The sequence below is a fragment of the Nitrosovibrio sp. Nv6 genome (assembly GCF_900110495.1).
In the GTDB taxonomy this organism is placed as follows: domain Bacteria; phylum Pseudomonadota; class Gammaproteobacteria; order Burkholderiales; family Nitrosomonadaceae; genus Nitrosospira.
This window is the reverse complement of the sequence record NZ_FODX01000001.1, coordinates 1,240,490-1,266,727: the sequence shown is the minus strand read 5'-3', so window position 1 is coordinate 1,266,727 and position 26,238 is coordinate 1,240,490. Positions and strand designations below refer to the sequence as shown.

The window sequence follows — 26,238 nt, the reverse complement described above, 5'->3', positions numbered from 1 at the left end:
TTCCGCTGAACGCTTTCTTTACCAAGCGTGACAGCCATCAAGATTAACCCAATCAAACTGTCATCTCTCAGGAAAGACATGAAGAATCTGCTGCTGCTTCTTGTCACGCTGTTCGCATTTACCGGCGCAGCTTATGCGGCTGTCAATATCAATACTGCAACGCAAGCCGAGCTTGAAACACTTCAGGGGATCGGCCCGGCTAAAGCGAAGGCCATAATCGATCATCGCAAGAAAAAAGGATCGTTCAAGTCACCAGGCGATCTGGAAAATGTCAAGGGCATTGGTCCGGCAACAATGAAACGGCTTCGCAAGGATATTGCCGTTGGTGGGACCACAGCGGTCAAGAAGGAAAATAAGCCCGTTCCCAGGTAACGACCAAATGCATTGGTAGAATGGATGGAGACCGCAAGCCGCGATCTGCAATCTGCAATCCATCGTATCAGGGATCGATGGGTTGCGCTTCGCTCCTCTCATCCTGCTAATCCCATCGTAGACGTCGCTCAAGCCGGAACGTGTGCGATAATCCGGCATAATCCTCTGCAAATTACGTCGTCATGTACAAAACCATAGAAGATTTTGTCGGCAACACGCCGCTGGTAAAACTCAAGCACTTGCCGGGGAATACCAGCAATGTCATCCTTGTCAAGCTGGAGGGTAACAATCCCGCGGGTTCGGTGAAAGACCGTCCGGCGTTGTCCATGATTACGCGCGCGCAAGAACGCGGGGATATCAAGCCGGGTGATACGCTGATAGAGGCTACCAGCGGCAACACGGGCATCGCACTTGCGATGGCCGCGGCGGTAATGGGTTATCACATTGTGCTGGTAATGCCTGAGCACCTGAGCATAGAACGGCGGCAATCGATGAAGGCGTTCGGTGCGGAAATCATACTGACCTCAAAAGAGGGGAGCATGGAAGAAGCGCGGGATGTAGCCGAGCGCATGCGTGATGAGGGGCGGGGGATCATTCTTGATCAGTTTGCCAGTCCAGATAACCCGCGAGCCCATTACGAAGGTACGGCTCCCGAAATCTGGCGAGATACCGGGGGGGAAATTACCCATCTGGTGAGCAGCATGGGTACCACCGGCACCATTATGGGTTGCTCCAGGTATTTCAAGGAAAAAAATCCGGCAGTTCAGATTATCGGTGTGCAGCCGGAAGAAGGTGCGCAGATTCCGGGCATCCGCAAATGGCCGGAAGCCTATCTGCCAAAAATCTACGATGCTAATCGGGTAGACGCCATTATGCTCGTTTCTCAGGCTGAAGCCGAGGAGATGACCCGGCGATTGGCGAGCGAGGAAGGAATTTTTGCCGGGATTTCGTCAGGAGGTGCGCTGGCGGCGGCGCTCAAAATTTCGGACGAAGTGGAAAATTCGACGATTGTCTCAATCGTTTGCGATCGTGGCGATCGTTACCTTTCCACAGGGGTTTTCCCGGCCTGATCATAGAGCCGGCGACCTCACTTCGGTCCACGGTGGGAAAATGGCCATAACTCGCTCGACAGCTGTATGACCCGAATACTGCGCACTGCCAGGAGCGCTATGCGAGCTGCCCGAGCCGTGTTTAGCCGAGCCAATCATGATAAAGCTGCTCGTCATCATATTGCCAGCGTTCCTTGCTGCTACCTTTTCCGCACATGCCGATCCTGCAATTACCCTTTCCGTCGATGACGTTCGAAGTCCCTTTTTAAATGCAAAAGGGATTCAAGCCAGCCTGACAGGTCCAAAAGCATCATTGCTGGAAGTGCAGTTGGGCGAGGTCGCGGTACAGGGAAAAGTTTGGCGTGATTTGCGCTTTTCCTGCCACAAGTTTCAGGTTGCCGACGGTTTGATCCGTTGTGATGAGGGCGTGCTGAGGCTTGCCAGCTCGGCACCATTGCCTGTGTCATTCCGGTTTTCTTCCCGCCATAAGACTCTCGACATAAAAATCCGAACCGCATCCAATGAGGGCAGCGAGGACTGGAGGCTATCTGTGCAGTGGGGAAAGCCCATTTGGGAGGGCATGCTGACCATTGCAAACGGGAATGCCGCGCGTATTGCGGAATTTGTGCCGATTGGTGAAAAAGAAATTTTATCCACTCCCGTCACGGGAAAGGGAAAAATCAATGGCGCCGTCAAGCTGCACGGCGATGCGGACGGCCTTGCTGGAATTGAAGCAGATCTGGCGGTGGATGGGCTGACATTCAGCGATGCCAGCGGTTTGCATGCCGGCGAGGATATCAGCGGCCAAATCAATGTGAAGGCCCAGCGCGATGCCAGCGAGAAGGCTCATTTATGGAAATGGCAGGCGGATGCGAGTTGGCCGCGCGGCGAAGTGTTCTGGCAGCCGCTTTATTTCGCGGGCCAGGGTCAGCGTCTGAGTGCGAGTGGCGAACTGAATGAAAACATCATCCGCATTCTCGACGGTAAACTTTTGCTCTCGGGTATCGGCGAGGTGGATTTATCGGGTGTGATAGAGCGGCCAGCGAACACGGTGCGTGATTTCGATTTGAGTGCTGACAACCTGAAGTTATCCATGCTGTTCAGCCAAGTGCTGAAACCGTTCTTCGTGAATACTCCATTTGCCGAATTGAAAGCTGCCGGACACGCGGGAATCAAATGGCGTTACCGAAACAGCGCCCACGAATTGCTTCATATCAATTTGCACGATGTATCGGTGGAAGATGAGCGCGGGCGCTTCGCATTTCGCGGCGTTAATGCCCGTATACCGTGGGAGGTTCAGGGAGCGGACAAGATCCACGAGCCGACGAAAGCGGATATCCATATCCAGAGCGGCGAGCTAGGCCGGATACCAATAGGCCAACTGCATATTCCGCTGGTAATGGACGGGTTGAATTTCAGTATCCCGCGATTGACGATGCCTGTGCTTGACGGGGAACTTACTCTTGAGAACTTCAGCGCATCGCCGCAAGCCGACGGTAAGCTACAGGGCTGGCGATGGCAATTCAGTGGAGGGCTTGCGCCCGTATCCATGCAAAAGTTGACCGAAGCACTCGGCGCCCAGCCAATGCAAGGCACGTTGTCCGGCGAAATACCCATGGTAAGCTACAATGGCTCAACCGTCGAAGTGCAGGGCGCCTTGCTTTTCAAGGTATTTGACGGCACGGCATTGTTATGGAATCTGAAGGTGCTGGACCCCTTTGGACCTGCGGCATCACTCATGGCAGATGTGGATATGCGCAATCTCGATCTCAATCTGCTTACGGGTACGTTTTCGTTCGGCAAAATTCAGGGACGCGTGGATGTGGCAGTGCATGATCTTGAGCTTTTTAACTGGAAACCGGTAAAGTTTGATGCAAGCCTCATGAGCAGTCCAGGCAATTATCCACGCCGCATCAGCCAGGCCGCAGTGCAGAATATCTCCTCTCTGGGAGGGTTTGGAGCTGCAGCCGCAATCCAGCGCAGTTTCCTGCATTTTTTTGATGATTTCGGTTACTCGAAAATTGGCTGGAGCTGCTCATTGCGCAACGGGATCTGCCGCATGGGCGGGATAGAGTCGGAGCCCTTGCAGCATGGTTACCTTATCGTCAAGGGTGGCGGAATTCCGGCTATTACGGTGATAGGCTATAATCGCGAGGTGGACTGGTGGGAATTGGTGAACCGCCTGCAGCGGATCACTCACGCAGACGCAAAGCCTGTCTTTCAGTAGGGTAAATATGAAGAATAATTTTTTTCACGTGGGCTTGCTCACATTGGCCGGTTCGTTGCTAGCGGGATGCGTCACCATTAATATTTATTTTCCTGCGGCGGCTGCCGAAAAAGCAGCGGACAAGATAATCGAAGAAGTGTGGCAACTGAAGAAACCCGGAGAGAGTGGAGGGATGGATAAATCCGCGCCTTCCGAACCGTCTTCCCAACCCGCTATACAGCCGCAGCAACCGCAACAGTAAAGGCGAATATCATGGCTAACCCAGTCGTTCTCTTCCGTTTGATGCTGCTGATCCTGCTGTCATTGATGCCGCTTCCTGGCTATACCCAGGCAAACATCGAAATCGATACCCCGGCGATTGCGAGTCTCAAGCAGAGCATGCAGCAGCGCCACAACCAGCTCGAGCCTTATTATGCGAAAGGCGCGATAGGACTCACGCGTGATGGGCTTATCGCCATGCACGACGCCACTGCGTTGCCATTATCGGCGCGCCAACCCGTCAGCGCCTTGATCGCCGCTGAAAACCAGGACAGAAACGCGCTTTACCGTGAAATCGCCCGCGCCAACAGCCATCCTGAATGGGAAGCGGATATTCGCTCCACTTTCGGCCAGCGCTGGATTGAATTGGCCCGGTCAGGGTGGTGGTATCAGAACGCAAGCGGCTCCTGGGTCAGGAAATAGGCCCGCATCCTACAGCCTTGTAAACTCATCGCTCACAAATTCCCTTTGAAGCCCCTCTCGTGATACCCATACTGGTTTTCGATATCGAAACCGTTCCCGATATTGAGGGATTGCGCAGGCTTTACAATCTCCCTCCGCAGCTTGCGCCGGCCGATATTGCCGAGATGGCGTTTCAGTCCCGCCGCCAGGCTATCGGCAATGATTTTCTCCAATTGCATATACAGAGGATTGTGGCAATTTCATGCGTGCTGCGCGACAAAAATGATTTTCGCGTGTGGTCCTTGGGGAATCCCTTGGATTCAGAAGCGGAACTCATCCGCCGCTTCTTCGAAGGGATAGAGAAATACACTCCTCAGCTGGTTTCCTGGAATGGCGGCGGCTTCGATCTGCCGGTGCTTCATTATCGCAGCCTGATCCATGGCCTTCAGGCGCGCCGCTACTGGGATATGGGTGATGATGACCGCGACTTCAAATGGAACAACTATCTTAGCCGCTACCATACGCGCCATCTCGACCTGATGGATATACTCGCGCTGTATCAGCCGCGCGCCAACGTGCCGCTGGACGAGTTGGTGAAATTGATGGGCTTTCCCGGAAAGCTCGGGATGGACGGTTCTCAGGTATGGAGCGCGTTCCAGAATGGCGAGATCGCCGCTATCCGCAACTATTGTGAAACGGATGTGGTGAATACCTATCTTGTATTTTTGCGCTTCCAGCTCATGCGAGGAGTTTTTGACAACGAACAGTATCAGCGCGAATGCGAGTTGGTGCGGCTCACCTTGAGCAAGTCTACCGAACCTCACTGGCAGGAATTCCTCGGCCAGTGGTCCTATTTGTCCGGCGAGAAAATACTTTGAACGACTTTACCCGGAATCCAGTCCGAACCAACAGTGGTATGCATTGCACGCCATTGGATGCCGGTTTCCGCTGGCCGCTGGATACCAGCTTCCGCTGGTATGACGTTTGTATTGTCTGCCCGTCGGATCAATAGCCGATTTACGCTTGTTCCCGACTTCAGGAACGGTCTACCGCAAATATGCCTGTCCCCGTTGTCATCGAATCCCTTGATCAGGAAGGCCGTGGCGTTGCCCATGTGGAAGGCAAAGTCATTTTTATCGAGGGCGCGCTGCCGGGTGAACTGGTTACCTATAACGCATATCGAAAGAAATCAAGCTTTGAACTGGCACAGGTTGGGCGAATCCTCAAGTCGGGATTTGCACGGGTAGCGCCACAATGCCGCTATTTCGACATATGCGGCGGATGCAGCCTGCAGCATATGGACGTTCGTTCGCAGGTGGCGGCGAAGCAGCGCGTTCTGGAAGATAATCTCAGGCATATCGGCAAGGTCGAGCCGGAACTGATATTGCCGGCTGTATATGGATCGGCCTGGGGCTATCGATACCGCGCACGATTATCGGTGCGCTATGTCGCCAAAAAAAATGCGGTGCTGGTGGGCTTTCGCGAAAAGCGCAGCAGTTTCGTGGTCGACATGCAAGCTTGCGAAATCATGCCTTCGCGCATTTCAAAGCTTATCATGCCTTTGCGGAAGCTGGTGGAAAGGCTGTCTATCCGTCAACGTCTCCCTCAGATTGAAGTGTCGCTGGGCGAGGATGTAGACGTGCTGGTTTTGCGCATTCTCGAACCGTTGACTCCGCAAGACGAAGCATTACTCAAGGACTTTGCCGATCAGCATCACATTCAGTTTTTCTTGCAGCCCGGCGGTCCCGAGACTGCCTATCCTTTTTATCCGAAAGACGCGGCTGAACTGAATTATACCCTGCCGGAATTCGATATCGTTATGCCGTTTAATCCTACCGAATTTACCCAGGTGAATCCTTCCATGAATCGGGTACTGGTAAGGCGCGCGCTGAATCTGCTCGATCCTCAACCGGCGGAGCGCATCGCGGATTTATTTTGCGGATTGGGAAATTTCACTCTCCCGATCGCACGGCGCGGCGCGGACGTAGTAGGTTTTGAGGGAGGCGCGGCCATGGTTCGCCGCGCCAGCGAAAATTCGAAACGCAATGGGCTTGGGCGAAATACGCAATTCATCGAAACCAACCTGTTTGATATAGATGAAACCTGGATGCAAAAGCAGGGGTATTTCGACAAGATGCTGATCGACCCGCCACGGGAAGGTGCAATCGCTGTGGTTACTTCCCTTGCAGAAGAAGAGATCAGGCCCCGGCGGATCGTTTATGTATCCTGCAATCCGGCCACGCTGGCTCGTGATGCAGGTGTACTGGTGCACCGAAACGGATATTCATTGAAGGCTGCAGGCATCGTAAACATGTTTCCTCATACCGCACATGTTGAGTCCATTGCGCTGTTTGAGAAAGAAACTGTTGAAACAAGAGAGCACAAATGAAAAAGGGCGGCTGTTGTCAGCCGCCCTTATCCTGCTTAGCAAATGTTTCCAGCGTCAGTCTCTTTCACCTGAGAAAGCCAACAACAGGTGCAGCAAGCTGGTGAAAAGGTTGTACAGGCTGAGATAGATACCCATCGTCGCCATCACGTAATTGGTCTCCCCACCGTTAACGATCCGACTTACGTCAAACAGAATAAAGCCGGAAAACAGCAGCACGGCAACTGCCGAGATGGCGAGTGAGGCTGCCGGTACGGCGAAGAACAGGTTGGCAACGGAAGCGATGATCAGCAGCACAAGCCCCACAAACAGGAAGTTCTGCATAAAGCCGAAATCCTTCTTAGTCACCGTGGCTATCCCTGCCAGCGTGAAGAAGATCATTCCGGTCCCTGCGGCAGCGGTTCCGATAATTTGCGCACCGTTCTTGAAATGAAGAGCATATTGCAGCATCGGGCCTAACCACCAGCCAGCGACGAAAGTGAACAAAAACAGCAGCGCGATCCCCATCATGCTGTTGCGTGTGGCGCTCACCCCAAACAGCAGACCCATCATGACCGCCAGCATTACCAGCGGACCCATGATCGGCGCTTGTGCGAGGAAAGCGAAATTGGTGCTCATCCCAATCATGGCGCCGAACAGCGTCGGAATCATGGTCAAGCCAAGCATCCAGTAAGTATTGCGCAGAACCTTGTTGCGGCCGAGAGCAAGTCCCGTTTGCGCGGTTCGGCTGGAATATCGTAGTTCAGGTTGCATGACGTCTCCTTGGTTGACGAACTGATACGTGTGTAAGACTACTCATGTTTAGGGAAAGTTGCAATCGTAACATTCCGGGCGCGTCCTTTACTGGCAAAGTAAGGCTCAAAAAGGTATTATTCTTCGCCTCAGCGTTAGGAGGCGTGGCCGAGCGGTTTAAGGCAGCAGTCTTGAAAACTGCCGTAGGGGCAACTCTACCGTGAGTTCGAATCTCACCGCCTCCGCCAGAATGACATCCGAATCCATCCGCCAACGTTCAGAAGTACCTGAATTTCAGTAGACTTTCCCCGTTTTATAGTCCGCAACAGTCCGGTAACATCCGCTTGAGTCCGAGCTGAAACCGTGGTAATTTCCGTGGTAACAAACTTACCACGGTGAAAAATTACCACGACAAGGGGGTTACCACGAATGGCTACCAATCTGTTATCTGCTGCCGAGTGCAAGAATGCCACCAGCAATGGCACTGGGATCCGCAAGCTACACGATGGCGGCGGTCTCTATTTATGGGTTTACCAGGACGGCCGTAAGTACTGGAGGATGCGCTACTGGCAGGCAGGCAAGGAAAAATCCCTTTCCTTCGGTGTATATCCAAAGGTCAGCTTGAGCGATGCGCGCAAGAGGCGGGATGAGTTGCGCCAGCAGTTGCAAGCCGACCTGGACCCCTCCGCCGAGCGCAAAGCTGCAAACCTGCGAAAAAAATTGGCGGCGGAAAACTCTTTTGAAGCTGTGGCTCGCGAGTGGTACGGCAAGCAAGTGCATACTTGGGTACCGCATCATGCCAGCGATGTAAAGCGCCGTCTGGAGAGCAATATCTTCCCCACCCTGGGCAAGCGTCCCATCGACCAGATCGAAGCACCGGAACTGCTTCAAACTATCCGCAAGATAGAAACCCGTGGGGCGTACGATCTGGCGCATCGGGTGTTGCAGGTGTGTGGGCAGGTGTTCCGCTATGGAATTGCTACCGGACGCTGCTCCCGTAACCTCTCAACCGATTTGCGCGGCGCATTGACCCCTCATAAGAAACAGCATCAAGCCGCGGTTCGTTCCGAGGAGTTGCCGGAACTGTTAAGAGCGATTGCTGGCTATGACGAAACCGGCGACAAGCAAACACGCCTTGCCCTGCAGCTGCTTGCGCAAACCTTCGTCCGCACCAATGAACTTATAGGAGCGGAGTGGGTAGAGTTCGATCTGGACAACGCCTTGTGGGTTATCCCAGCCGGGCGCATGAAGATGAAAGCCGAGCATGTTGTTCCGCTATCGCTGCAGGCGCTTGCAATACTGGCAGAACTTAAGGAGATATCTAGCGGCAGCCGCTTCGTATTCCCCGGGCGTAACCGCGACAAGCCCATCAGCAATAACACAATGCTATTTGCCCTGTACCGCCTGGGCTACAAGGGCAAGATGACTGGACATGGATTCAGGGCGGTAGCATCGACCATTCTTAATGAAACCGGCTTTAATCCTGATGTGATCGAGCGCCAGCTAGCCCACTGCGAACGCAACGAGGTGAGAGGCGCCTATAATCGGGCGGAGTATCTGCCCGAGCGTAAGCGCATGATGCAGCATTGGGCGGATTACCTGGATGGATTGGCGCATGGTGCGAACGTATTGCCGCTGCATGGCAAGGTTGCTTAGTTGTTGACAATCCTATTTATAGGAGCAATACTGTTCTTGCCTCTGCAAATTCAGGGACCGGGTTTGACAGCTCGGGAAACAAGGCGGACAACCGCCATCAAGCGGTTTTTTTACGCCCGTTAAACATGAACATGCGCTTTACGGGTGGCTCGTGTGGGAGGGAGAGATCCCTGCCGGTCCTTGTTCCGGTCTGTCAACCCGCACGTGTCCGCCCACCCATTTGACAGTGGGAGGCGGAAAAACTTAAATAACTTAACAAGGAGAAATACCATGCCTAAATCCGCCGGCACGTCCGTGTCATCAGAAATAGATTCCGTTTACCTCGAAGCAACATATTCCCCCGCTGACAGAAAGCTGCGTTTTTTTACGCCTGCCCCCGACCTAGACGTTAGCGAGAATCTTTTTAACCGCTTGATGGAAGCCGGGTTCAGATGGGACAGCAAGCATTATGTGTTTGTGGCTCCAATTAAGCGATCCGCGATCGAGCTTTTGATCAAGTTGTGCGGAAAGATAGGAGATGAACGGATGGCCTAGTGCCTGGCAGGAAGGGGCTTCGGCCCCTTTTTAGTGCGCCTCAAACAGGAAGAAAATTCTAGAACATGACTGGTTACGTGCAAATTTGGAAGTTCTGTGAGCTCACTGGGTATACGGAGGACGCAGTTCGCACCAAAATCAAGCGTGGGGCATGGCTTCAAAACCGTGTATGGCGAAAAGCACCTGACGGACGCATTTTAATCAGCATTGAGGGATATCGTGACTGGGTAGAAACAGGGATGGTGAACAAGAAAGTAGATGGCGAAAAGGAATCGAGGGAACGCCAATCAGTTCGTACAGGATCACCTCTACCTATCGGCCAGCAAGGGACGAGCCCCAAGAGCAATAGCTCGCCTTTACCTATCGGGGCACCAATTGCCAGGAAGCCAAAAAATGGAAAACGATAAAGAACCGTCGCTTGAGGATTTCCCGGTAGATGGAAAAATGATTGGCGTAGATCCGAATGATCACCAGTTCGGACTCTGCGCAGTAAGGCGGAGGCTCTGCTTTGCTGCAGAGGATGGCGACGTTGGGGCAATGACCGAACTGTTGCAAATTGCCCAGGCATTGAGCGCCGAAATCAACCTCGACACGGAAACATCGCTAGACCGTATTGCATTGGCATCCCTTATTCAACCGATAAAATATCTGTTGGGAGATGAAACGGCTAAGCTTGCGGCGTTTGGCTCTTCCCGTGACCCTAATCGCCCCGAATCAAAAGAGATAGAACAGCGAGATATAGAGATTGCTTACACAGTCGGCAGAAATCTAGGTGCTGGCAATCGAACCACCGACGCAACTGCAAGGGCTAAAGATGAAGCCGACGCCAAAAAGAAGGCCGCAGAGGTTTTTGACATGGACATACGGACGGTACAACGAGTATGTAAAAAATATCCGCTCGAAGTAACGGTAGCAGAAACCAGCACAAGGAATTCCCTCACTAAGAAGAGTTAGCTTTCCTCGCAATTTCTTGCGACATTAACCGAACAATTCTTGTCGTGACGGACATTAACGGAGTTTGTAGTATTTCAGCGTCCTTTAACGAACAAGAGGCGACCGAAATGCATAAACTTCCCGAAACCGGGTTTCTTCGTTTGTACCAAATTATCGGTGATCCCAAAGCGGAACCGCCGATTCCCCCGATAATTCCCGTAAAAAAAACCTGTTGGTGGGACGGAGTGAAGTCAGGCCGTTTCCCGCAACCCGTGCGCACTCTTGGCAAGCGCGTGACGGCGTGGCGAGTGGAAGATATCCGCGAGACCGTCAAGCGTCACGCATCCAGTGAGACCTTGCAATGAGTGCGGCGGGAACGTTTCCCATACATTCCACTGCTCTGCTATCCGGAAATCTCGCGCCGAGAAACGCCGAGAAGATGTACGCGGGTGGGGGTGAAACGTGGTCGGGCACCGAGTTATGGGAATACTACTTACTCAAGCGCCGAGATCCAGCGGCAGCCCGAGCGCTCAAGGCTGCTAAGACTGAACAGGTGGAAGACTGGTGGAAGAGAAGCCAAGATTGCCAGAGGAGAGCCCTCAAATGAATGCAGCAGGCAAAATAATATCATCCCAGGAATGGCGCAAGCTGAGCGAAGCTGAGCAGAAAAAATGTATTCCGGATTACATACCCCGAGGCCTTGAGGGCTGCGCTGGTCTGGAATTAATCGAGATGCCGAGACTCGTTGTCAACGGAAAGCGCGTCAAATGGCACAGCCAGCAAGATACGGTCACGGGGCGGGAGCCTGAACGCCTCGAATTTCAAACGGCAGCGGATCTGCTAGCGATGCCACCCGCGCAATATTTGGTAAAAGGCATCCTTCCGCAAAATGGGCTGGTCCCTATCTTCGGGCCGCCTAGCAGTGGAAAATCTTTTCTGGCGCTTGAACTGGCCTTTGCCATTTCGGAAGGCAGGCCATTTTATGGCCACCGAACTTTACAGCGTGATGCGGTTTATTTATGCCTGGAGGGTCAAGGCGGTCTAGCACAGCGTGTCCGGGCTTATTATGAATACTATCGGGATGAGGCTATTGAGCGGACCGTACAGTTTGTTAAAGGCTCCTTCTCGCTTTTCAGCCCGCATGATGTCGAAGTCTTTATTGAAAAGGTGAATAATCTTCACTCTGATAACTACTGCCCGGGTGTCATCATGATTGACACTTTGAGCGCTGCGGCAGCCGGGGCAGATGAAAATTCGAGTCCAGATATGGGAAGAATTGTAGACACTCTCCATCGCATTGGGGAGGAGTGCGATTGCGTTGTTATTCCTATCCATCACAGTGGAAAAGACGCATCCAGGGGTATGCGAGGGCATAGTAGCCTGCTCGCCGCCAGTGATGCGGTGATCGAAGTAAGGCGTGAGGATGACCGGCGGTCCTGGCGGCTGGCGAAATCAAAAGACGGAGTTGATGGGGAAGAACATGCGTTCCGGCTTTCGTCTGTGGAGGTGGGCACGGATAACGATGGGGATTCGATAACCTCGTGCATCATCACTCCAGAAGAACGCACCGCCGATTCTGTGCGACGCGTGAAGCTCCCTAAGGGCGGAAATCAGAAAGTGGTATATGACGTGGCCGGCGAACTGCTTCGGGCATCAAAAGATTTTGCTAGGGGTGGCGCGCCTAACGGGCGTCCTTGCACTCGCGTGGATGAATTAATCGAGGCCTGCCGTGGTCGCCTGGCTGTTGAAAATGATCGAGTGCCGGAACGGGTGAGGATTGCTGTGACAGGATTGGTAAATGCCGGTTGCCTAATACTGCGAGAAGGCTGGATATGGATTCGATAGCATGACAATGGTATCAAGAACTCTTGAATAGTCCCCAAAAGTCCCCAATCTACTGATTAAAAAATAGGCGAAAAGTGCCATTTTCCCCAAAACGTCCCCAAACTGAGATTTAGAGTCCCCAAAACGTCCCCAAAAAAGTCCCCAAAACGTCCCCAAAGTCCCCATTTTCCCCAATTTAGTCCCCAATCTTCCCCAATCCCCCCTTTAGGGGGGATGGGAATGGGTTTGGGGAATGGGGAAGCTGATGCGTTTCGGTGTGATGAGTTGATAAAGTATGATTCGAACCATGGCAACATTTCCCAATAATTTTTTCTAACTTTGGTCGAACTTGTTTTCTTTCAGTCATTGTCATGGATGAATTAGATATCCGAAGTTTTTGGCGCCGCGGAGACAAGGCTTTTACCGATGACTTCTTCTCGGTGGACGTGCGGAAGCTGGCGCGTGAATATTGTCTTCGCCCGAACAGTGAGGCCTTTATCCTTGCTGGCAGTGTAACGGTGGATCTGGAATGGCGGCAATGCCATCTGGGCGGGTACCGCGTTTATTTTTGCTGCCCACGCTGCCTGGGACGCTGTTGCATCCTTTACCGCTTCCCAAAGGGGGAGATGCCTTCGGATCAGTACGGGTGCAAGAAATGCCTGAACTTGGCTCATCCTGTTGAAAATGAGGGGGAGTCCGAGCGTGCATTTCGCCGCTTTAAACGAGCTTATGAGCGCCGAGGTAGTGAAGACTCAAGCCAGCCGGAAGGAAAGCCGCTATGGATGCGCTGGCCCACTTGGAGACGGCTAACTGATCAATTCCTTGCGACTATCGAGGGTCGCCTTGAGTATGACGAAAAGATGACCGAGCGGCTGAGGAGATTGTATAAGTCCTGACCACCACACAAGCAAGCTGGGTAGATTATGATTCCGTCCTACGCTCGCTCGAGCTGGAATTCGAGTTCGTCGCCTCGACTCGCATATCTTCCACCAGCTTCTTGACGTGGTTCAGCACCGTCATCTCCGCCGCCAGGTCGAGAACCTTCTTCCGTTTCTCTGGCGTCAACTTGTCGAGTGCTGGCGTTTTCGATGTAGGCAAGTTCTTCCTCCGATGCGCGCTGTAGCGCTTCAATATTTTCCACGATACGATGAAGCTGGAAGGCATCATGAGCGACTTCAAAAACGGTGATCTGGTAGTAACACCATCTGGCCACATTGCCAAGGTAAACAGATATTGGGAAGAGTCGCGCCGCGATGATTGCGCACGTGTTGATCTAACCTATGCGGATACGGGCGAGCAGGTAAAGCTATCGCCGAAGCTGCTGAAACTTGACTACGCAATACTGCAATCAAACGGGAATGTTGGGCGAGCAGGTAAAGCTATCGCCGAAGCTGCTGAAACTGTACGAGGGGGAACAGCCGCAGCGATGCCGGCGCGAACGCAAAGAGCGCGGGGACGTGTCGACCGGGCCCAAGCGAGTTTCCCGGCGCTTGGATGATGCACCTATCCCGGCCCTTGATATCGTCGAGCAACTGCTGCTCATGGATGGCTGCATGAAAGTTCAGATTCAGGGGCAAGCGGGCGGACTGGCCAGCAGCAAGAAAAGAAGGACGTTGCACTGAGGCATGGCGGGATGGGAAGTGCATCACATTTTTTGGACGGAGTATGCGCCGAGGAAGGCGGGCAAGACCCGTGCTACGGCGCGCGACATTAAAGGTAGATAACGCGTTCTGTGGATCTACGTCTCACCTTGTAATGCCTTGTGTATTGTGGGTATAAGGGCTGTGAGTTTGGGGACTATTTGTGTCCCAAATTTTTGTGCGTATTGTTTAATATGGGGAGCCATGAAGGAATCAGCTCGAAAAACATTTACGTATGGAGCATACATCGCGTGTAGAGCGTCTGGAAAATCGCTTAGCTTAGCTCGCCGAGGCATGTGTCCAGTTACGGTCCACCACGCCTTATAAAGCGATTTAACACCTACCGATAAACCTGGGCAACCATTATCTATCAAGGATGGCGTGAGTGTGCGGGACACTTGATCAGAGAATTTCTCCGATAGTCGGGTGGCGATCCCGAGGAGCATATCCTCCTGCAATTGCATCCATTTCGAGGAGGAATAAAGAGTATCTGTCAGCGAGGTGCCTAGTTCAGCGTCGATCTTTCGCACGGACGCAGCATGTGCAGCCATCTCATTTATACTGGTTAGCAACAGAGCCGCCGGGCCGCGTGTCCACTCAATGAAGGGGCTGAGTTGTTTGTGGTGCATGCTGAACCACTGCATCATCCATCGAGGATCGCGAAGGCTCTCTTGAAACGCAGCGATCGCATCCGCGCTGGAGGCATCGCCCACAAAGTAGCGACTGAGAACACGTGCATCCTGTGGTCGCATCGGGTATTTCTGAAGGAGCTCGTCCAAACTGTCAGTCCGTGCGGTTTCGACAACTGCTGCGTGTAGTTGGGCCTTCGGCTTGCCGTGCTTAAATGCCTTGCGCTCTGCCATTCGGCGGATCTTTCTGCTCATACCTGAGTTGTTGATAATATTTTTGATATTCGCAGTTGGTATATCGAAGGGGCCAACTGGAAGCACATCTGCAAAGGCATCCGGGTACCACTCGCCGATAGAAGAGTGCACGGCTGGAGGGTCCTCAGCCAAATGCAACGCAAACCTAAGCTCTCCCGTAAAGAGACGATCTTGAGAAATCAATGCGTTTCTGCCACATAGTTCGACCAAGAGATCCGCCCGGCGTTGGGCAGCATCTGCGAAACCGGCATCAGTTGGGGCCATTTCGCTGAGATGGGTTCCGGAGAACAGACACGTGATCTGCTCATTAGCCGCCCAGTGACGGAGCTGCTTTAGTATGGGGGCAAATTCAATGCGGCGCCGAGGATCAGATAATACCGAGAAGTCGCTGCTGTCAAGATAGACGCGGAGAGGGTACATCGGTTTTTTTTATGCCGAACAAGGCTGCGGAAATAGGGTTTTTCGGTGAGAACAAGGAGCAATAGTTTATCTCAAGCTGATCAGCGTTTGGTACTCACATCCATCAGGAATTGTTTAATCAATCTCATACCTCTGATTTTTTCGGAAAATTGAAAATTTTTGGAGAGGTACCTCAACGGAGTTTCACGCGTGCGCGGCGGGGGTGGCGGGGTGGGGGATCGCCTCCGCCTCAAGGCCGGGGCGAAGGGCGGGACCAGGAAGCGGCGAGGATCGGGAGTGGTGCCGACTGACCGGTCAGACTGGTACATGCCTAGCCTGGTAGTAAACGCCCTTTCTGCGAAATGCTTGGCATGCTCATCATTGCCCGGCGCTGCTACAACTTCTGGTTTTCATACCTCATTAAGTGGTAAGATAACCGGAAGTAAAAAACGGAGATCCTTCTTGCTCACTCATTCGAACACACCACAACCCACACGAATCATTTCTGAGCCTGCAGAAGTAGATGCCCGCCTGTTCGAGATTGATTCTGCATTGCATCAGGAATTACTCTTGGAGGCGAACCAGCGTGGCTATGAAGCCCGGCTGGAGGCAACGCCCGCTCACGCCCCGACCGCGGCTGGAACCTACCATTGGCATACCTTTGTTGCCCAGTTGCGAGTCGCATTACGTGTGCAGGGCTGGATCATCCGGGACGAGCAGAATTGTCCGCTTGTGATTTCGCCAGACAAATCCCTGGCTATTGGGGTAATGACGGGCAATAGTGACACCGGCAAACCATATGGCCATCCCACGAACCAAGCCGACAAGGGAGCGGTTCTGGACAAGGCGGTTCAGCGCAACGTGCAGTACCAGCTTTTCGAGAACAGGCTAATCACGAAACTACGAAAGAAGGGCGATGGTGGGACTCAATTCTGGGTTCTGCTTTACCACGTCGAAGTTGGCACGAACGGATTGAAGGAAATCCGAACCGAGCTCTCGCTGCCGTCAGACTTCCAGCACAGGAAGATTGTAGATTGGTCGGAGCGGATCATTCTCCGTTCACTGAAGGGTGAGCCGATGGTACCTATGGTGGCAGCATTGCCGACAACTCCATTCGATGTATCTGTCGAGCGCAAGGCCGGGACATGATGCGCGTGGGTTGGGACCGTGATGCTTAATCCCTCAAGAATCGAGTTTGCGAGAACGCGCCGGCGCTGGACGAAAGTACGTCTCGCCGAAGAGCTGGGCGTTCGGAGTCGAACAATCCAAGGCTATGAAGCTGGAGAGTATGAGCCGGAACCAGAGCGGCTCGCGGAACTCGCGGAACTTCTCCGCTTCCCGATATCGTTTTTTTTCGGCCCAGATCTGCCGAAAATTTCCGAGCATACGGCCAGTTTCCGCTCAATGTCGAAGATGTCCGCTGCGCTTAGAGACAGCGCCTTGAATGCAGGATCGCTTGCATTTGTTTTGAACCACTGGATCGAATCGCGATTCAGCTTACCCCAAGCGGAGTTGCCGGATTTAAGCGACCTCAGTCCGGAGGATGCAGCGGCAACGCTTCGGCGTATGTGGGGACTTGGTCAAGCGCCCATTAGCAACATGATTCATCTACTGGAATCGAAAGGGATCCGGGTCTATTCGCTCGCCATTGAGGCGCGTGAGGTGGATGCATTCAGTGTATGGCATGAGAACACTCCATTTGTGTTCCTGAACACCTTCAAGAGTGCCGAGCACAGTCGCTTCGACGCCGGTCACGAACTAGGCCATTTGGTGCGCGACAGATACAGTATGCTGCACAGCAGGGTGCACAGTCCTGAAAAGGAGCGCGAGGCGAATGCTTTCGCTTCAGCATTTTTGATGCCTCATGATGATGTCGTAGCACGTCGCCCCTTATTAGTCACAGTCCCTCAGCTGATAAAACTGAAGAGTTATTGGGGAGTATCACTGGCAGCGCTAGCCTATCGAATGAACAGCCTTGGGTTGGTGACCGAATGGACATATCGAACGCTGTGTATCGAAATTGCCAAGAAAGGCTACCGCACCACGGAGCCAAATCCGATGCTCCAGGAAACCTCGCAGATGCTAGGCAAGGTTTTCGACAGGTTACGCAGAGAAGGGATTGGAAGGGTGGAGATTGCAAACGAGTTGTCTCTGACACTGGATGATCTAAATGCATTGACGTTCATGCTTACTCTGTCCAGTGTTAGAGGGCATGAAACAGGTGAAGCAAATGTCGTGTCGACGTCCCGCTCGGCCAAACTTCGGCTGGTGCGTTGAGTCGGCGCTCGGCCGATTACTACGGCAGTTTCGGCCACGCCGCTATCAGACTGCGCGCCGAGCGCTCTAGACGTTTGCGGGTCGCGTACCTTCTTGGAAGTGACACTTGGCGCGGAGCGGACCTTCCACACTCAGGAGCATCTGCAGGGGCCCCTACAATCGATCCGCCCAGCGACCAGAGCCAATCAAGTGGGGGCAGATATAAGCGTCGGCCTGAGCGAATGGCAGGCTGAATCCGCGCTCGATTTCTACGGTGGTAATCGTGAATGCGTTTCCACCCAGGCTAGCAGTTTCGTTGCGAACCTTGTTCAGCATGTCCCGGCTTGCTTCCGGCTTGCTGGAATAAAAGAGTCCGCCTTCTGTCTGCACGATCCCGATAAATTCACAGCCTTCTGACAACCTATGCTGGAGTTGGCGCACTTGTAGGCCATCCTCGGTAATTGGTGCGGCACAGCTGGTTAAAAGCGAATAGTCCAATCTTATGCATGCGTGAAGTCCTGTATTTAACCGACGTGCGAGTTAAGCGGCAGGGGGGAACCTTTCGCAGTTGGCTTTGCTCCTAGCCCGAGGGCATTCTTTATCCCTCCTTTATCCAAAATCTGATACTGTCCAATGGCGTCAGCGATGCCTCCAACACCGTTCAAGATGCCAGCAGCATTCTCGGCTCCCAAGCCCGCAAGATTCGCGTCGTCCAACTCCATAGGCAGAATCCCGCTTGACCGTGCCGACTCATTGTTAAGCATGCCGACACGCTCGCCCAGGCGGTTCATTCCCAACTTGTTATCCAGATTGAGGCGACCAAGTGACGACACTTGCGACAAGTTCCGCGCGTAGTTCTTCCCTTTCTGCAACGCGCCCACAAGCTGCCGCTGCATCGTGTCCTTGATTATTTGCGGTGCATTCATGTTGTCAGCCATGTATTCAGTCGAAGTGTCCACTGTTGGCGTCATGTACTTGTACAACTCGTCAGCTATCCCTTGTTGCTTCTCTTCCTGAGACTGAACATCATGCTCGGGCAATGCCTTTTGCATCTCGATATCGCGCCGACGGTCAATGTCACGCTGGCGGACGGCTTCAGCGTTGCGCGCCGCAGCCTGTTTCTTCCTGATGGAACTCTGCGCGCTCATCGATGCGATGGTGCCGCCAGCAGAAGCAAGTGCAGACGCAACGGCCGCTGCTATCAGGAATGGTGCAAGTGGTCCAGCCATCGTTTTCTCCTTTAACCTACGGTCCTGACCGCGCCGCTCAGGGCGTTGTACAGGAGCTTGCTTTGGTTGTGCAGCATGTTGGCCTCCGCCAAGTCTTTAGCTTCTTGTGCTCCGCTCCGGCGCCGCGCGTAGCGTCCCATCAAATCCGCTTGTTCGCCCCCGAAATATTGCTTCGGCAAATATTTTGAAGTCCTGCCTATCTGGTAAATAGGCCATATGGCTCGAGGTGTGGCGGCTGTAACTTCTTCATGTAGTTCTGATCAATTCTTTTCCATCAATCACTCCGATGTTACGTGTAGATTACTGCCTGATCTTCGTTAAATCAAGCCGTAAAACAAACGGTTATAAAACGTAACAGATATCTGTGCGGGATCAGGGAAGGATCCGCGTTGGTTAGTCCATAACAAGAAATTGTTACAATAAACTATGGCAGCCAAAAAAACTCAGACGACCACCATCAGGCTACCGAAGCACATCAGGGCCCGTACGGACGTATACCTGAAGCGTAACCGCTTATCACTCAATGAGCTGGCAGGCCTGGCGCTTACAGAATACCTGGACCACCACGAATCGGAATGCCCTCGCCACGAAGGCCCCGGCTTGTTGCGAATGGATGAAATCGATATCCGGCTTTTAGAAGAAATTTTGCAGAAAGAGGGGCGCGACGAGTAAATTGACCAACTTGAACTGGTTGAATTCATCAACAGTCAGCACAATCCGGAGAGGTTGTATTGGCACACTCGGATTTCTTGAAAAACGCGCCTGCTGTACTTGGAGAAGTAGCGGGAAATTTTTCCTGCTACTATACTGCCTCAACGGCAAGAAAAATTCCTGCTACCTTTCTCCAGCGTGAAGCCTGCCTGATGGCAATGAATGATGCCAGGTCGGCTCTTATTAAGGCCAGCCTTGCCTGGCTGCAACAAGGGGTATCGAAGTTCTATTCGTGGTAACAAACGTGGTAACTATAATATATGTCAATCAAGAAACTTAGGTATGACGCGGCTTTCATGGAATAATATGAATGTCACCGCCCCGCCAATAGAGCAGCCCAGTGCGGTTCAAGCGTTATGCAAATCACTAAAAACACTCTAGCTGACCACATTCAAGGGAATTCAGTGGCATCCTGCGCCAGGAACAAAACGGCCCCTTTAACACATGTTTGACAATTCCGGAAAAGGCCTGCCGGCATTCCCGCTGGCGTAACTCATAGCGCAACGCCAGCTGCGGCCAGCGTTGCAGCCCTGCCATCGCGGTGTCGAGGCCGAGAATCCGGAGCACTCAAGTCGCGGAACTACGTGTTTAAGTTGCCATTTCATCCAATGGCAACTAGCAGACAGCGTTTTGATATTTAAGGCAGCTTGCTTACTGTGCCCACCGATTTTGAAAAATCTTCAGCTGGTTTTCCATAGAGGCTATTGCAATTTTGCGCATTTTTAATATTCAGAAATCATTAGCTAGGCGCGTTTTAATACATGAAAACTCTAATTGATATTACTTACGATCTTTTTGAGATCGATCCGGTTTCCTTTTATTCGACCCGCTTTTCAAGTGGCGGTGGAAAATTTGAACCCATGGCACTTCGACCTATCTGCAGGCGGGCAATAGGTTTTCAAAAGTTTGAATTTCTTGCTGAGGAAATTGCCGGAGTTCTACACAGCCAGACTCCTGGATTTTCTGTACTCGACATTGGCTGCGGCTCGGGGCGATTTGGTGCTTACATTAAAAGTGTGTTTCCAAACTGCCGTCTCACTGGCGTTGATATGAGCAAAGCTTGCACCGAAGAAAGTTTAGAAAATGGCTATGATAAGGCCATTCAATGCGACTTCATCCAGGGACTCCCTTTTCCCGATGATTCATTTGATTTTGTATTTTCCATGGATACATTTGGGCACGTAGAGTTTCGCAATAAAGACGGGCTGATATCCGAAATCAATAGGGTGACCATTTCCGGCGGCAGGGGCTTCCACGGAATAGAGTGCGGGGATATAAATTACTTAAACTGTAATCCAAAAGACGAGAAAGACCCAATTAGAAGGTACGTTTATATTGATGGACATATTGGCGTTGAAAATCTTGATCAAATATACGATCGTTTCTCGAAGGAAATGACAGTAACAAAGGCGTTCAATTGGCAAGTGAGGCCATTGCTTGAGGTGGAAAATGCTTTAACCCACAGCCAATGGGGCGAGAAATTTAGCGAAGACTTGAATCAGTTCCAGACGCCTGAAGCTATGTTGCTGGCCGATGCTGTGATCGGACACATTAACCGCACAAATATAGATATGTTGCTTTCTGGGTTTGGGCCAATTCTGACTCAGAAGAGGCTTGACGAGATTATCCCCGCCGGCCCAATCAGAAACTATGTCACCTCATTGTTGAATTGGGGTGGTTTTGCAATGATTTCAACACATTCATGAGGGACTCTTGGATGAGGGAGCGGCAGGAAAAAAGGGGGTTAGACTGAGCTAGCCCGGCTTTCCCCGGACACATTAGAAGTTAGACAATGTGACGGAGGTGTCAAATAGAGAAGAGCAATGGCAAGCAGAATCCTGAGCGCAAGCGAGAGCGATTCAGCAAGGAGTTCAAACTGAAAGCGATCAGGCTTTTGGAGCTTGGACAGAAGCTGCCGCTGAGCTTGTATTGGAACTGGGGATCGCCCACAACCAGTTTATATAAGTGGCAGGGCAACTTGGCAAAGTTGGCAAAGAACAAGCCTTTCGTGGTCCCGAGCGCAAGCCGAAAGATGAGCGCAGCGAGAATGAAAGCCGTCATTGAAACTTCTAACTGCATTGACGATGACGCCTAACAAAGCAATTCCACAGGTCAAAGGCAATTTTCTGCTGGGCAATTTAGGCCCGATGAGCGCGAATCCGTTTCAAGCCCTTTGCGACTGGCAGCGAGATTACGGCGGCCTGGTCAGCTTCAGACTGGCTAGCCGCCAGTTTTATCTATTCGGTCATCCGAAACTGTTTGAACAAGCCCTTATCAAGCAAGGTGATGTTTTTGTAAAAATCCACGATGCTGGAAAACCGACCGGCCTGGCATTGGTGTTGGGTCAGGGATTAGTAACAAGCCAGGGTGATTTATGGCAAAGGCAACGGCAGTTGATGCAGCCGGTTTTTCAGAGAAGCAATATAACTGCACTGTTGCCGCAAATCGCCACCGCTGGCAGCAATATGCTGGATAGGTGGCGGAAATTAGGTGAAGGTGCGGAGATTAACCTATCCCGGGAAATGATGCAGTTGACGCTGGAGGTGATCACCCAGACCATGTTCAGCACCAGTGTCCTCGACAAAATAGAACAAATATCTCCATCTCTGGATACCTTGCTCAGGTATGCCTCTAAAACCATCGTGAATCCTTTGACGCTCCCGTTGTATGTACCCACTCCAGCCAATCAAAAATTCAAGCAGGCGCTGGGAATAATCGATGGTGTCATTTACGGAATCATCGATCAACGCCGCACCACATCATGTGCACATAACGACTTATTGGATAAGTTGTTAAAAGCAAGCGATGACAACAGCGGTGAAAAGATGACTGACAAACAGATTCGTGATGAAGTCATTACCATTTTTGGTGCAGGCCATGAAACCACCGCAAATTTATTGAGCTGGACTTTATATTTACTGGCCCGGCATCCGGATGTACTCGCCAAGCTGCGTCAGGAACTTGACGGCCTGCTGCAAGGAAAAATACCGGACGCCGAAGATTTGCAGCAGCTTGTTTATACGAGAGCGGTACTAAATGAATCGATGCGCTTTCGTCCACCTGCTGCCTTTATCCTGCGTAGAGTCAATAAAGATACCGAGGTCGATGGTTATTTTTTAAAGGCTGGCAGGCTTGCGATATTCAGCATTTTCAATCTTCATCATCATCCTGACTTTTGGCCGCAACCGGAGCAGTTCGACCCTGAACGGTTTTTAATACCCCAAAATCGCAGGTTTTCGTTTATGCCATTCGGGACAGGCGAGCGCATTTGTATCGGTAGTCATTTTGCATTACTGGAAAGCCTGCTATTGATAAGCATGATAGTTCAGCATTATGATTTACAGTTGCTTAATACTGATGAAGTCGAGATCGAAATGGCGGTAACCCTGCGACCCAAAGGTGGAATTCCAGTCCGGATAAAGAGGCGATAAAATCAATCTCCAGTTCTGTGGCTCTGTTTGCAAATATCTTTCTGCATAAGGCACCGGATTATTTGCCTCATCGCCCAGTTGAGTCCTTTGTATATCCCAGCGTCACGTAAAATCAGAACGCATAAATGCAGCCTTTTTCGGTGTAACATACCCGGGTTTTGTTATTCGTTAATGTTGGTCAGCGTTTCCTGTCGTTTCTTTTGCGCAACCTCGGGCTTCTTCAGGGGTTGAATTGTGCTGTTCTGTTGCTGAGGTATAGAATCCGCTAACCAATTATCCATAGTGAGGCTTTCATATGAAGAACAAGGAACAGAAAGGGACCGAGCGGTCCGCGTGCGCGAAGGGAATGATAAAGGGGATACTGCTGGCAGGTTGCCTGTCGTTCGGGCTTGCTGCCCAGGCGGCGGTTACTTTCCAGTTCCAATATATTGATCAACCAGGTACCGGATTTCTTGATCCGGCGGACGGCACAAGCCGTCAAGCTGCCCTGAACACTGCGGCCAGCACATTCTCCAGCATGTTCGGCCGCCACTTCAGCAATTCGGGCACGATTGTGTTGGAGGCCAGCGCCACCGACGATCCCCACGATACAACACTGGCAGCGGCGGGTAGCCAACTTGTCGATCCGGGAGTGGCCGGATTCAACCTTGGCGAGGTTGTGCGCACGAAACTGCAAACCGGTGTAGACCTGAACGGAAACGATGTCGATGGTTCGCTGGATGTCAACTTCGGAAACGCGTGGGAATTGAACTTCAATGCGCCGACCTCGAATACCAGATACGACTTCTACTCCACAATGTTTCACGAATTCACGCATACGCTTGGTTTCGCTTCATTTGTTGAGCAATCAGGCGACCCTTTTTTCGGAACGCGAGCCGCAGGAAGCTGGAACGCTTTTGATCGCCTTATTGTTGACAAGAGCGGCGTCAGCATTATCAATCCGGCAAACTTTGCGCTGAATCAGGCGGTTTGGGACGGGGGTAGCGTAGGCGGCGCCAGTCCGGCTGAAGGTCTGTTCTTCAGCGGCAGCAATGCAGTGGCCGCTAACGGCGGCAACCCGGTTGGTTTGTATACGCCCGAGATATGGGAGGAGGGCAGCAGTGTCTCCCACCTCGACGATGAGAACCTGTCTTTAGCTGGAATGATGATGCTTGCGGCATCGGATACAGGCCCTTACGCTCGCGACTATAGTGCGATCGAAGTTGGCATCCTCCAAGATCTCGGCTATGCGGCCGTCGTGCCGGAGCCTGAGATTTATGCGATGATGCTGGCGGGCCTGGGCTTGCTCAGCTGGTTTTCGCAGCGTCGCCGGGTCTGACGTTATAACCCTCTTGCTTATTGGCATCCAAAGGGCGTCCGGTTTCATGATCCGGCGTATCAGGCGTATCGGGCAATGCAAGCACACAGCTCTTTTCTAAGTAGCGGCCTCGTAATTTTCATGCTATGTTTTACGGAGGCAGTATCGATGGCTGCGGACCGTACTTTGGGGCCAAACGGCCCGCCGCTCGCCTATCGCATTGATGAGGTCACGCTCCGTCTGACACGCTACCCCGGCAATTCCGCCTTCCCCATCCGGCGGGTCAGCCTTTCCGGCACCGGCAGCGCTTCACTGGAGAGTGATGGTCAGCCTGTGCAATTCCCCTATGCAACCAAGGATCTGCTGGTCCTCCTGAATGAGCTTTACAGAATTCGTTTTTTCGATCTACCCGAGAAGTACACTACCCGATATTCGATCTTCCTGAAAGATGACGGAATTGTCGGGACGTCCGCATTACGCATGACAGACGCGGGAAGCACCAGCATCTGTTTCGTGGTGGCGGAATACGAAAAGTGCGTCACCTACGGCCGCGATGGTCCATTTGAGCTGGAGAACATTGCCAAGCGAATTTTCGCCGATACAGAAGGACTCGCGGGCGAAAGATAGTGGAGCCTGCGGGTCACTACGAATACGCAGAACGAATAAGGAGAAAGCATGTCAAGTGTTGGTTATCATGAACCCATTGAGGAGCTGTCCGATGAAACGCGGGATATGCATAGAGCAATCGTTTCTCTAATGGAAGAGTTGGAGGCGGTGGACTGGTACAACCAGCGTGTGGATGCGTGCAAGGATGAGGAACTCAAGGCAATTCTTGCGCACAATCGGGATGAGGAGAAAGAGCACGCCGCCATGGTTCTGGAATGGATTCGACGCAGGGACCCGGTGTTTTCCAGGGAAATGAAAGAATATTTGTTCAGGGACAAGCCTATCGCTCATGATACATAGGCTCGCATTCCAGCTATTCATTCAGCATGAGTCTCAGGTATGGAGCGGACAGTGATTGTCATGCTGCTATTGCTCCGATCAATCCTTCAAGACACGTTTTTCAGCCACTGCCGCCGCGCTTCACGTGCGTTCGCGAACGCCCTTTCAAGCGCTTTTCCATCACCGCGCGCCAGCATTTCTCGAATGTCTGCAAGTTCGCGTTGGTAAGCATCGATTTGGCTGGATAGCGCTTCACGGTTGGCGAGGCATATGTCGCGCCACATCTCGGGGGAGCTCCCCGCAATGCGGGTAAAATCGCGGAAACCAGTACCGGCAAAATTCAGCGGGTCGCTGGAGCGCAGTGGATCGTTTGAGCCCGGCAGATCTTCCGGATGGACCGCAGAGACATGATTCATTAGCGTGAATGCAAGCACGTGGGGAAGATGGCTGATCGATGCCAGGATTTTATCGTGCTGGCGAGCGTCCATTCGAAAGACTTGCGCGCCACAAGCCTCCCAAAATTCTGTCATTCGTTTTATCGCCTTGGTAGAGGTTTCTTCCAGAGGGGTCAATACCACTTTCTTGCCGCGGAACAGGTTGGCATGGGCGGCTCCTGCCCCGCTTTGTTCGGCCCCGGCAACGGGATGCCCGGGAACAAAATTTTTCAGGTGTCCAGCCAAGTGAGAACGCGCCGCCGTAATTACGTCGCGTTTAGTGCTGCCAGCGTCAGTTACGATCGTGTCAGCTTCGAGATATGGAGATATCTGCGCCATGATTTCCGCGGTTTGCCCGACCGGTATGGCAAGGAATACGATATCCGCATTTTTCAGCGCTGAGGGAAGGTCGGCGGCGATTTCGTCTATCGCCCCCAGCTTTAGCGCTCGCTGCATATTTTCCTGGCTGCGTCCCACGCCGGTGATATGCTTCACCAGAGCTGCCTTGCGTAGCGCCAGCCCGAATGAACCGCCGATCAGGCCGACACCGATAATCACCAGCTTGTTGATCACGACGTTCGCCACCTTCGCTATCTTGAAACAGTTAAGTGCCCGCGATTGATGTCCGATCAGATTGCG

The 26,238-nt window shown here is 52.4% G+C and carries 29 protein-coding genes and 1 tRNA gene; 22 read left to right on the top strand and 8 right to left on the bottom strand.

The window, feature by feature from the left end:
• Positions 1 to 78 precede the first annotated feature (78 nt).
• The 7 genes from BMX66_RS06185 (at position 79) to rlmD (ending at position 6,697) form a co-directional block, all read left to right on the top strand.
• Positions 79 to 372, top strand: coding sequence for a ComEA family DNA-binding protein (locus tag BMX66_RS06185; RefSeq protein ID WP_090879342.1), 294 nt, complete (start codon positions 79 to 81; stop codon positions 370 to 372).
• Positions 373 to 554: 182 nt separating this feature from the next.
• Positions 555 to 1,442, top strand: a complete 888-nt coding sequence (gene cysM / locus BMX66_RS06180) for a cysteine synthase CysM (RefSeq protein ID WP_090879340.1) — start codon at positions 555 to 557, stop codon at positions 1,440 to 1,442.
• Positions 1,443 to 1,578: 136 nt separating this feature from the next.
• On the top strand, positions 1,579 to 3,648 hold the full coding sequence (locus BMX66_RS06175; RefSeq protein WP_090879338.1) for a translocation/assembly module TamB domain-containing protein: 2,070 nt from the start codon (positions 1,579 to 1,581) through the stop codon (positions 3,646 to 3,648).
• A 7-nt stretch (positions 3,649 to 3,655) separates the two neighbouring features.
• The gene (locus BMX66_RS06170) at positions 3,656 to 3,889 is read left to right on the top strand and encodes a hypothetical protein (protein WP_090879336.1); all 234 of its coding nucleotides are present in this window, start codon (positions 3,656 to 3,658) and stop codon (positions 3,887 to 3,889) included.
• A gap of 11 nt (positions 3,890 to 3,900) precedes the next feature.
• Entirely contained in the window at positions 3,901 to 4,329 is a 429-nt protein-coding gene (locus BMX66_RS06165; RefSeq protein WP_090879334.1) for a YdbL family probable chaperone protein, read from the top strand.
• A gap of 59 nt (positions 4,330 to 4,388) precedes the next feature.
• Positions 4,389 to 5,186 carry a 3'-5' exonuclease gene (locus tag BMX66_RS06160; RefSeq protein WP_090879332.1) on the top strand — a complete coding sequence of 266 codons (798 nt, stop codon included), beginning with the start codon at positions 4,389 to 4,391 and terminating at the stop codon, positions 5,184 to 5,186.
• 137 nt (positions 5,187 to 5,323) lie between these two features.
• Positions 5,324 to 6,697 carry a 23S rRNA (uracil(1939)-C(5))-methyltransferase RlmD gene (gene rlmD / locus BMX66_RS06155; protein WP_255398845.1) on the top strand — a complete coding sequence of 458 codons (1,374 nt, stop codon included), beginning with the start codon at positions 5,324 to 5,326 and terminating at the stop codon, positions 6,695 to 6,697.
• A gap of 54 nt (positions 6,698 to 6,751) precedes the next feature.
• On the opposite strand, the gene BMX66_RS06150 is transcribed toward rlmD, so the two are convergent.
• Complete coding sequence (locus tag BMX66_RS06150; RefSeq protein WP_090879328.1) at positions 6,752 to 7,447, bottom strand: Bax inhibitor-1/YccA family protein; 696 nt, start codon at positions 7,445 to 7,447, stop codon at positions 6,752 to 6,754.
• Between the two features lie 137 nt (positions 7,448 to 7,584).
• Here BMX66_RS06150 and BMX66_RS06145 point away from each other — a divergent pair.
• The 5 genes from BMX66_RS06145 to BMX66_RS06110 all read left to right on the top strand — a co-directional run bounded on the left by BMX66_RS06145 (position 7,585) and on the right by BMX66_RS06110 (position 12,394).
• Positions 7,585 to 7,674 (top strand) — tRNA-Ser (locus tag BMX66_RS06145).
• A gap of 181 nt (positions 7,675 to 7,855) precedes the next feature.
• Complete coding sequence (locus BMX66_RS06140) at positions 7,856 to 9,082, top strand: tyrosine-type recombinase/integrase (RefSeq protein ID WP_090879326.1); 1,227 nt, start codon at positions 7,856 to 7,858, stop codon at positions 9,080 to 9,082.
• Between the two features lie 927 nt (positions 9,083 to 10,009).
• Complete coding sequence (locus BMX66_RS06125) at positions 10,010 to 10,570, top strand: hypothetical protein (protein WP_090879322.1); 561 nt, start codon at positions 10,010 to 10,012, stop codon at positions 10,568 to 10,570.
• A gap of 107 nt (positions 10,571 to 10,677) precedes the next feature.
• Positions 10,678 to 10,914, top strand: coding sequence for a helix-turn-helix transcriptional regulator (locus tag BMX66_RS06120; protein WP_090879320.1), 237 nt, complete (start codon positions 10,678 to 10,680; stop codon positions 10,912 to 10,914).
• A 238-nt stretch (positions 10,915 to 11,152) separates the two neighbouring features.
• Positions 11,153 to 12,394 (top strand): AAA family ATPase, encoded by a 1,242-nt coding sequence (locus tag BMX66_RS06110; protein WP_090879315.1) that lies wholly within the window; start codon positions 11,153 to 11,155, stop codon positions 12,392 to 12,394.
• Between the two features lie 359 nt (positions 12,395 to 12,753).
• On the opposite strand, the gene BMX66_RS06105 is transcribed toward BMX66_RS06110, so the two are convergent.
• Positions 12,754 to 13,047, bottom strand: a complete 294-nt coding sequence (locus BMX66_RS06105; RefSeq protein WP_090879313.1) for a hypothetical protein — start codon at positions 13,045 to 13,047, stop codon at positions 12,754 to 12,756.
• A gap of 260 nt (positions 13,048 to 13,307) precedes the next feature.
• Positions 13,308 to 13,586 (bottom strand): hypothetical protein, encoded by a 279-nt coding sequence (locus tag BMX66_RS06100; RefSeq protein WP_143058210.1) that lies wholly within the window; start codon positions 13,584 to 13,586, stop codon positions 13,308 to 13,310.
• Positions 13,587 to 13,701: 115 nt separating this feature from the next.
• Here BMX66_RS06100 and BMX66_RS06095 point away from each other — a divergent pair, with 115 nt between their 5' ends.
• Complete coding sequence (locus BMX66_RS06095) at positions 13,702 to 13,995, top strand: hypothetical protein (protein ID WP_143058209.1); 294 nt, start codon at positions 13,702 to 13,704, stop codon at positions 13,993 to 13,995.
• A 116-nt stretch (positions 13,996 to 14,111) separates the two neighbouring features.
• On the opposite strand, the gene BMX66_RS06090 is transcribed toward BMX66_RS06095, so the two are convergent.
• Positions 14,112 to 15,317, bottom strand: a complete 1,206-nt coding sequence (locus BMX66_RS06090; RefSeq protein ID WP_090879307.1) for a hypothetical protein — start codon at positions 15,315 to 15,317, stop codon at positions 14,112 to 14,114.
• 441 nt (positions 15,318 to 15,758) lie between these two features.
• Here BMX66_RS06090 and BMX66_RS06085 point away from each other — a divergent pair, with 441 nt between their 5' ends.
• Together BMX66_RS06085 and BMX66_RS06080 are read left to right on the top strand one after the other, a co-directional pair.
• On the top strand, positions 15,759 to 16,445 hold the full coding sequence (locus BMX66_RS06085; protein ID WP_090879305.1) for a hypothetical protein: 687 nt from the start codon (positions 15,759 to 15,761) through the stop codon (positions 16,443 to 16,445).
• Positions 16,446 to 16,466: 21 nt separating this feature from the next.
• Complete coding sequence (locus BMX66_RS06080; protein ID WP_090879303.1) at positions 16,467 to 17,573, top strand: XRE family transcriptional regulator; 1,107 nt, start codon at positions 16,467 to 16,469, stop codon at positions 17,571 to 17,573.
• Positions 17,574 to 17,726: 153 nt separating this feature from the next.
• On the opposite strand, the gene BMX66_RS06075 is transcribed toward BMX66_RS06080, so the two are convergent.
• From BMX66_RS06075 to BMX66_RS15610, 3 genes are all read right to left on the bottom strand, one after another.
• On the bottom strand, positions 17,727 to 17,993 hold the full coding sequence (locus tag BMX66_RS06075; protein ID WP_158593392.1) for a DUF4156 domain-containing protein: 267 nt from the start codon (positions 17,991 to 17,993) through the stop codon (positions 17,727 to 17,729).
• Between the two features lie 83 nt (positions 17,994 to 18,076).
• Positions 18,077 to 18,781: a hypothetical protein gene (locus BMX66_RS06070; RefSeq protein WP_090879299.1), complete on the bottom strand. Its 705-nt coding sequence runs from the start codon at positions 18,779 to 18,781 to the stop codon at positions 18,077 to 18,079.
• 11 nt (positions 18,782 to 18,792) lie between these two features.
• Positions 18,793 to 18,960, bottom strand: a complete 168-nt coding sequence (locus BMX66_RS15610; RefSeq protein WP_158593391.1) for a hypothetical protein — start codon at positions 18,958 to 18,960, stop codon at positions 18,793 to 18,795.
• A 247-nt stretch (positions 18,961 to 19,207) separates the two neighbouring features.
• On the opposite strand from BMX66_RS15610, the gene BMX66_RS06065 reads away from it, so the two are divergent.
• The 7 genes from BMX66_RS06065 to BMX66_RS06030 all read left to right on the top strand — a co-directional run bounded on the left by BMX66_RS06065 (position 19,208) and on the right by BMX66_RS06030 (position 25,186).
• The gene (locus tag BMX66_RS06065; RefSeq protein WP_090879297.1) at positions 19,208 to 19,453 is read left to right on the top strand and encodes a hypothetical protein; all 246 of its coding nucleotides are present in this window, start codon (positions 19,208 to 19,210) and stop codon (positions 19,451 to 19,453) included.
• A gap of 77 nt (positions 19,454 to 19,530) precedes the next feature.
• Complete coding sequence (locus tag BMX66_RS15605) at positions 19,531 to 19,731, top strand: hypothetical protein (protein ID WP_147432042.1); 201 nt, start codon at positions 19,531 to 19,533, stop codon at positions 19,729 to 19,731.
• 522 nt (positions 19,732 to 20,253) lie between these two features.
• Complete coding sequence (locus tag BMX66_RS06055) at positions 20,254 to 21,198, top strand: class I SAM-dependent methyltransferase (RefSeq protein WP_090879293.1); 945 nt, start codon at positions 20,254 to 20,256, stop codon at positions 21,196 to 21,198.
• 378 nt (positions 21,199 to 21,576) lie between these two features.
• Positions 21,577 to 22,923 (top strand): cytochrome P450, encoded by a 1,347-nt coding sequence (locus BMX66_RS06045; protein WP_090879289.1) that lies wholly within the window; start codon positions 21,577 to 21,579, stop codon positions 22,921 to 22,923.
• A 295-nt stretch (positions 22,924 to 23,218) separates the two neighbouring features.
• Positions 23,219 to 24,241 carry a PEP-CTERM sorting domain-containing protein gene (locus BMX66_RS06040; RefSeq protein WP_090879287.1) on the top strand — a complete coding sequence of 341 codons (1,023 nt, stop codon included), beginning with the start codon at positions 23,219 to 23,221 and terminating at the stop codon, positions 24,239 to 24,241.
• 147 nt (positions 24,242 to 24,388) lie between these two features.
• Positions 24,389 to 24,847: a hypothetical protein gene (locus tag BMX66_RS06035; protein WP_090879285.1), complete on the top strand. Its 459-nt coding sequence runs from the start codon at positions 24,389 to 24,391 to the stop codon at positions 24,845 to 24,847.
• A 48-nt stretch (positions 24,848 to 24,895) separates the two neighbouring features.
• Positions 24,896 to 25,186 carry an encapsulin-associated ferritin-like protein gene (locus BMX66_RS06030; protein WP_090879282.1) on the top strand — a complete coding sequence of 97 codons (291 nt, stop codon included), beginning with the start codon at positions 24,896 to 24,898 and terminating at the stop codon, positions 25,184 to 25,186.
• Between the two features lie 86 nt (positions 25,187 to 25,272).
• Here the strand turns inward: BMX66_RS06030 and BMX66_RS06025 are convergent, their stop codons facing one another.
• The gene (locus BMX66_RS06025; protein ID WP_090879280.1) at positions 25,273 to 26,172 is read right to left on the bottom strand and encodes a prephenate dehydrogenase; all 900 of its coding nucleotides are present in this window, start codon (positions 26,170 to 26,172) and stop codon (positions 25,273 to 25,275) included.
• Positions 26,173 to 26,238 lie beyond the last annotated feature (66 nt).

Bases quoted from the DNA above. Each gene is read 5' to 3' on its own strand.
- BMX66_RS06185 (WP_090879342.1), top strand. From the start codon at position 79: ATGAAGAATCTGCTGCTGCTTCTTGTCACGCTGTTCGCATTTACCGGC.
- cysM (WP_090879340.1), top strand. From the start codon at position 555: ATGTACAAAACCATAGAAGATTTTGTCGGCAACACGCCGCTGGTAAAA.
- BMX66_RS06175 (WP_090879338.1), top strand. From the start codon at position 1,579: ATGATAAAGCTGCTCGTCATCATATTGCCAGCGTTCCTTGCTGCTACC.
- BMX66_RS06170 (WP_090879336.1), top strand. From the start codon at position 3,656: ATGAAGAATAATTTTTTTCACGTGGGCTTGCTCACATTGGCCGGTTCG.
- BMX66_RS06165 (WP_090879334.1), top strand. From the start codon at position 3,901: ATGGCTAACCCAGTCGTTCTCTTCCGTTTGATGCTGCTGATCCTGCTG.
- BMX66_RS06150 (WP_090879328.1), bottom strand. From the start codon at position 7,447: ATGCAACCTGAACTACGATATTCCAGCCGAACCGCGCAAACGGGACTT.
- BMX66_RS06140 (WP_090879326.1), top strand. From the start codon at position 7,856: ATGGCTACCAATCTGTTATCTGCTGCCGAGTGCAAGAATGCCACCAGC.
- BMX66_RS06125 (WP_090879322.1), top strand. From the start codon at position 10,010: ATGGAAAACGATAAAGAACCGTCGCTTGAGGATTTCCCGGTAGATGGA.
- BMX66_RS06120 (WP_090879320.1), top strand. From the start codon at position 10,678: ATGCATAAACTTCCCGAAACCGGGTTTCTTCGTTTGTACCAAATTATC.
- BMX66_RS06110 (WP_090879315.1), top strand. From the start codon at position 11,153: ATGAATGCAGCAGGCAAAATAATATCATCCCAGGAATGGCGCAAGCTG.
- BMX66_RS06105 (WP_090879313.1), bottom strand. From the start codon at position 13,047: ATGAGCCAAGTTCAGGCATTTCTTGCACCCGTACTGATCCGAAGGCAT.
- BMX66_RS06090 (WP_090879307.1), bottom strand. From the start codon at position 15,317: ATGTACCCTCTCCGCGTCTATCTTGACAGCAGCGACTTCTCGGTATTA.
- BMX66_RS06080 (WP_090879303.1), top strand. From the start codon at position 16,467: ATGCTTAATCCCTCAAGAATCGAGTTTGCGAGAACGCGCCGGCGCTGG.
- BMX66_RS06070 (WP_090879299.1), bottom strand. From the start codon at position 18,781: ATGGCTGGACCACTTGCACCATTCCTGATAGCAGCGGCCGTTGCGTCT.
- BMX66_RS06065 (WP_090879297.1), top strand. From the start codon at position 19,208: ATGGCAGCCAAAAAAACTCAGACGACCACCATCAGGCTACCGAAGCAC.
- BMX66_RS06055 (WP_090879293.1), top strand. From the start codon at position 20,254: ATGAAAACTCTAATTGATATTACTTACGATCTTTTTGAGATCGATCCG.
- BMX66_RS06045 (WP_090879289.1), top strand. From the start codon at position 21,577: ATGACGCCTAACAAAGCAATTCCACAGGTCAAAGGCAATTTTCTGCTG.
- BMX66_RS06040 (WP_090879287.1), top strand. From the start codon at position 23,219: ATGAAGAACAAGGAACAGAAAGGGACCGAGCGGTCCGCGTGCGCGAAG.
- BMX66_RS06035 (WP_090879285.1), top strand. From the start codon at position 24,389: ATGGCTGCGGACCGTACTTTGGGGCCAAACGGCCCGCCGCTCGCCTAT.
- BMX66_RS06030 (WP_090879282.1), top strand. From the start codon at position 24,896: ATGTCAAGTGTTGGTTATCATGAACCCATTGAGGAGCTGTCCGATGAA.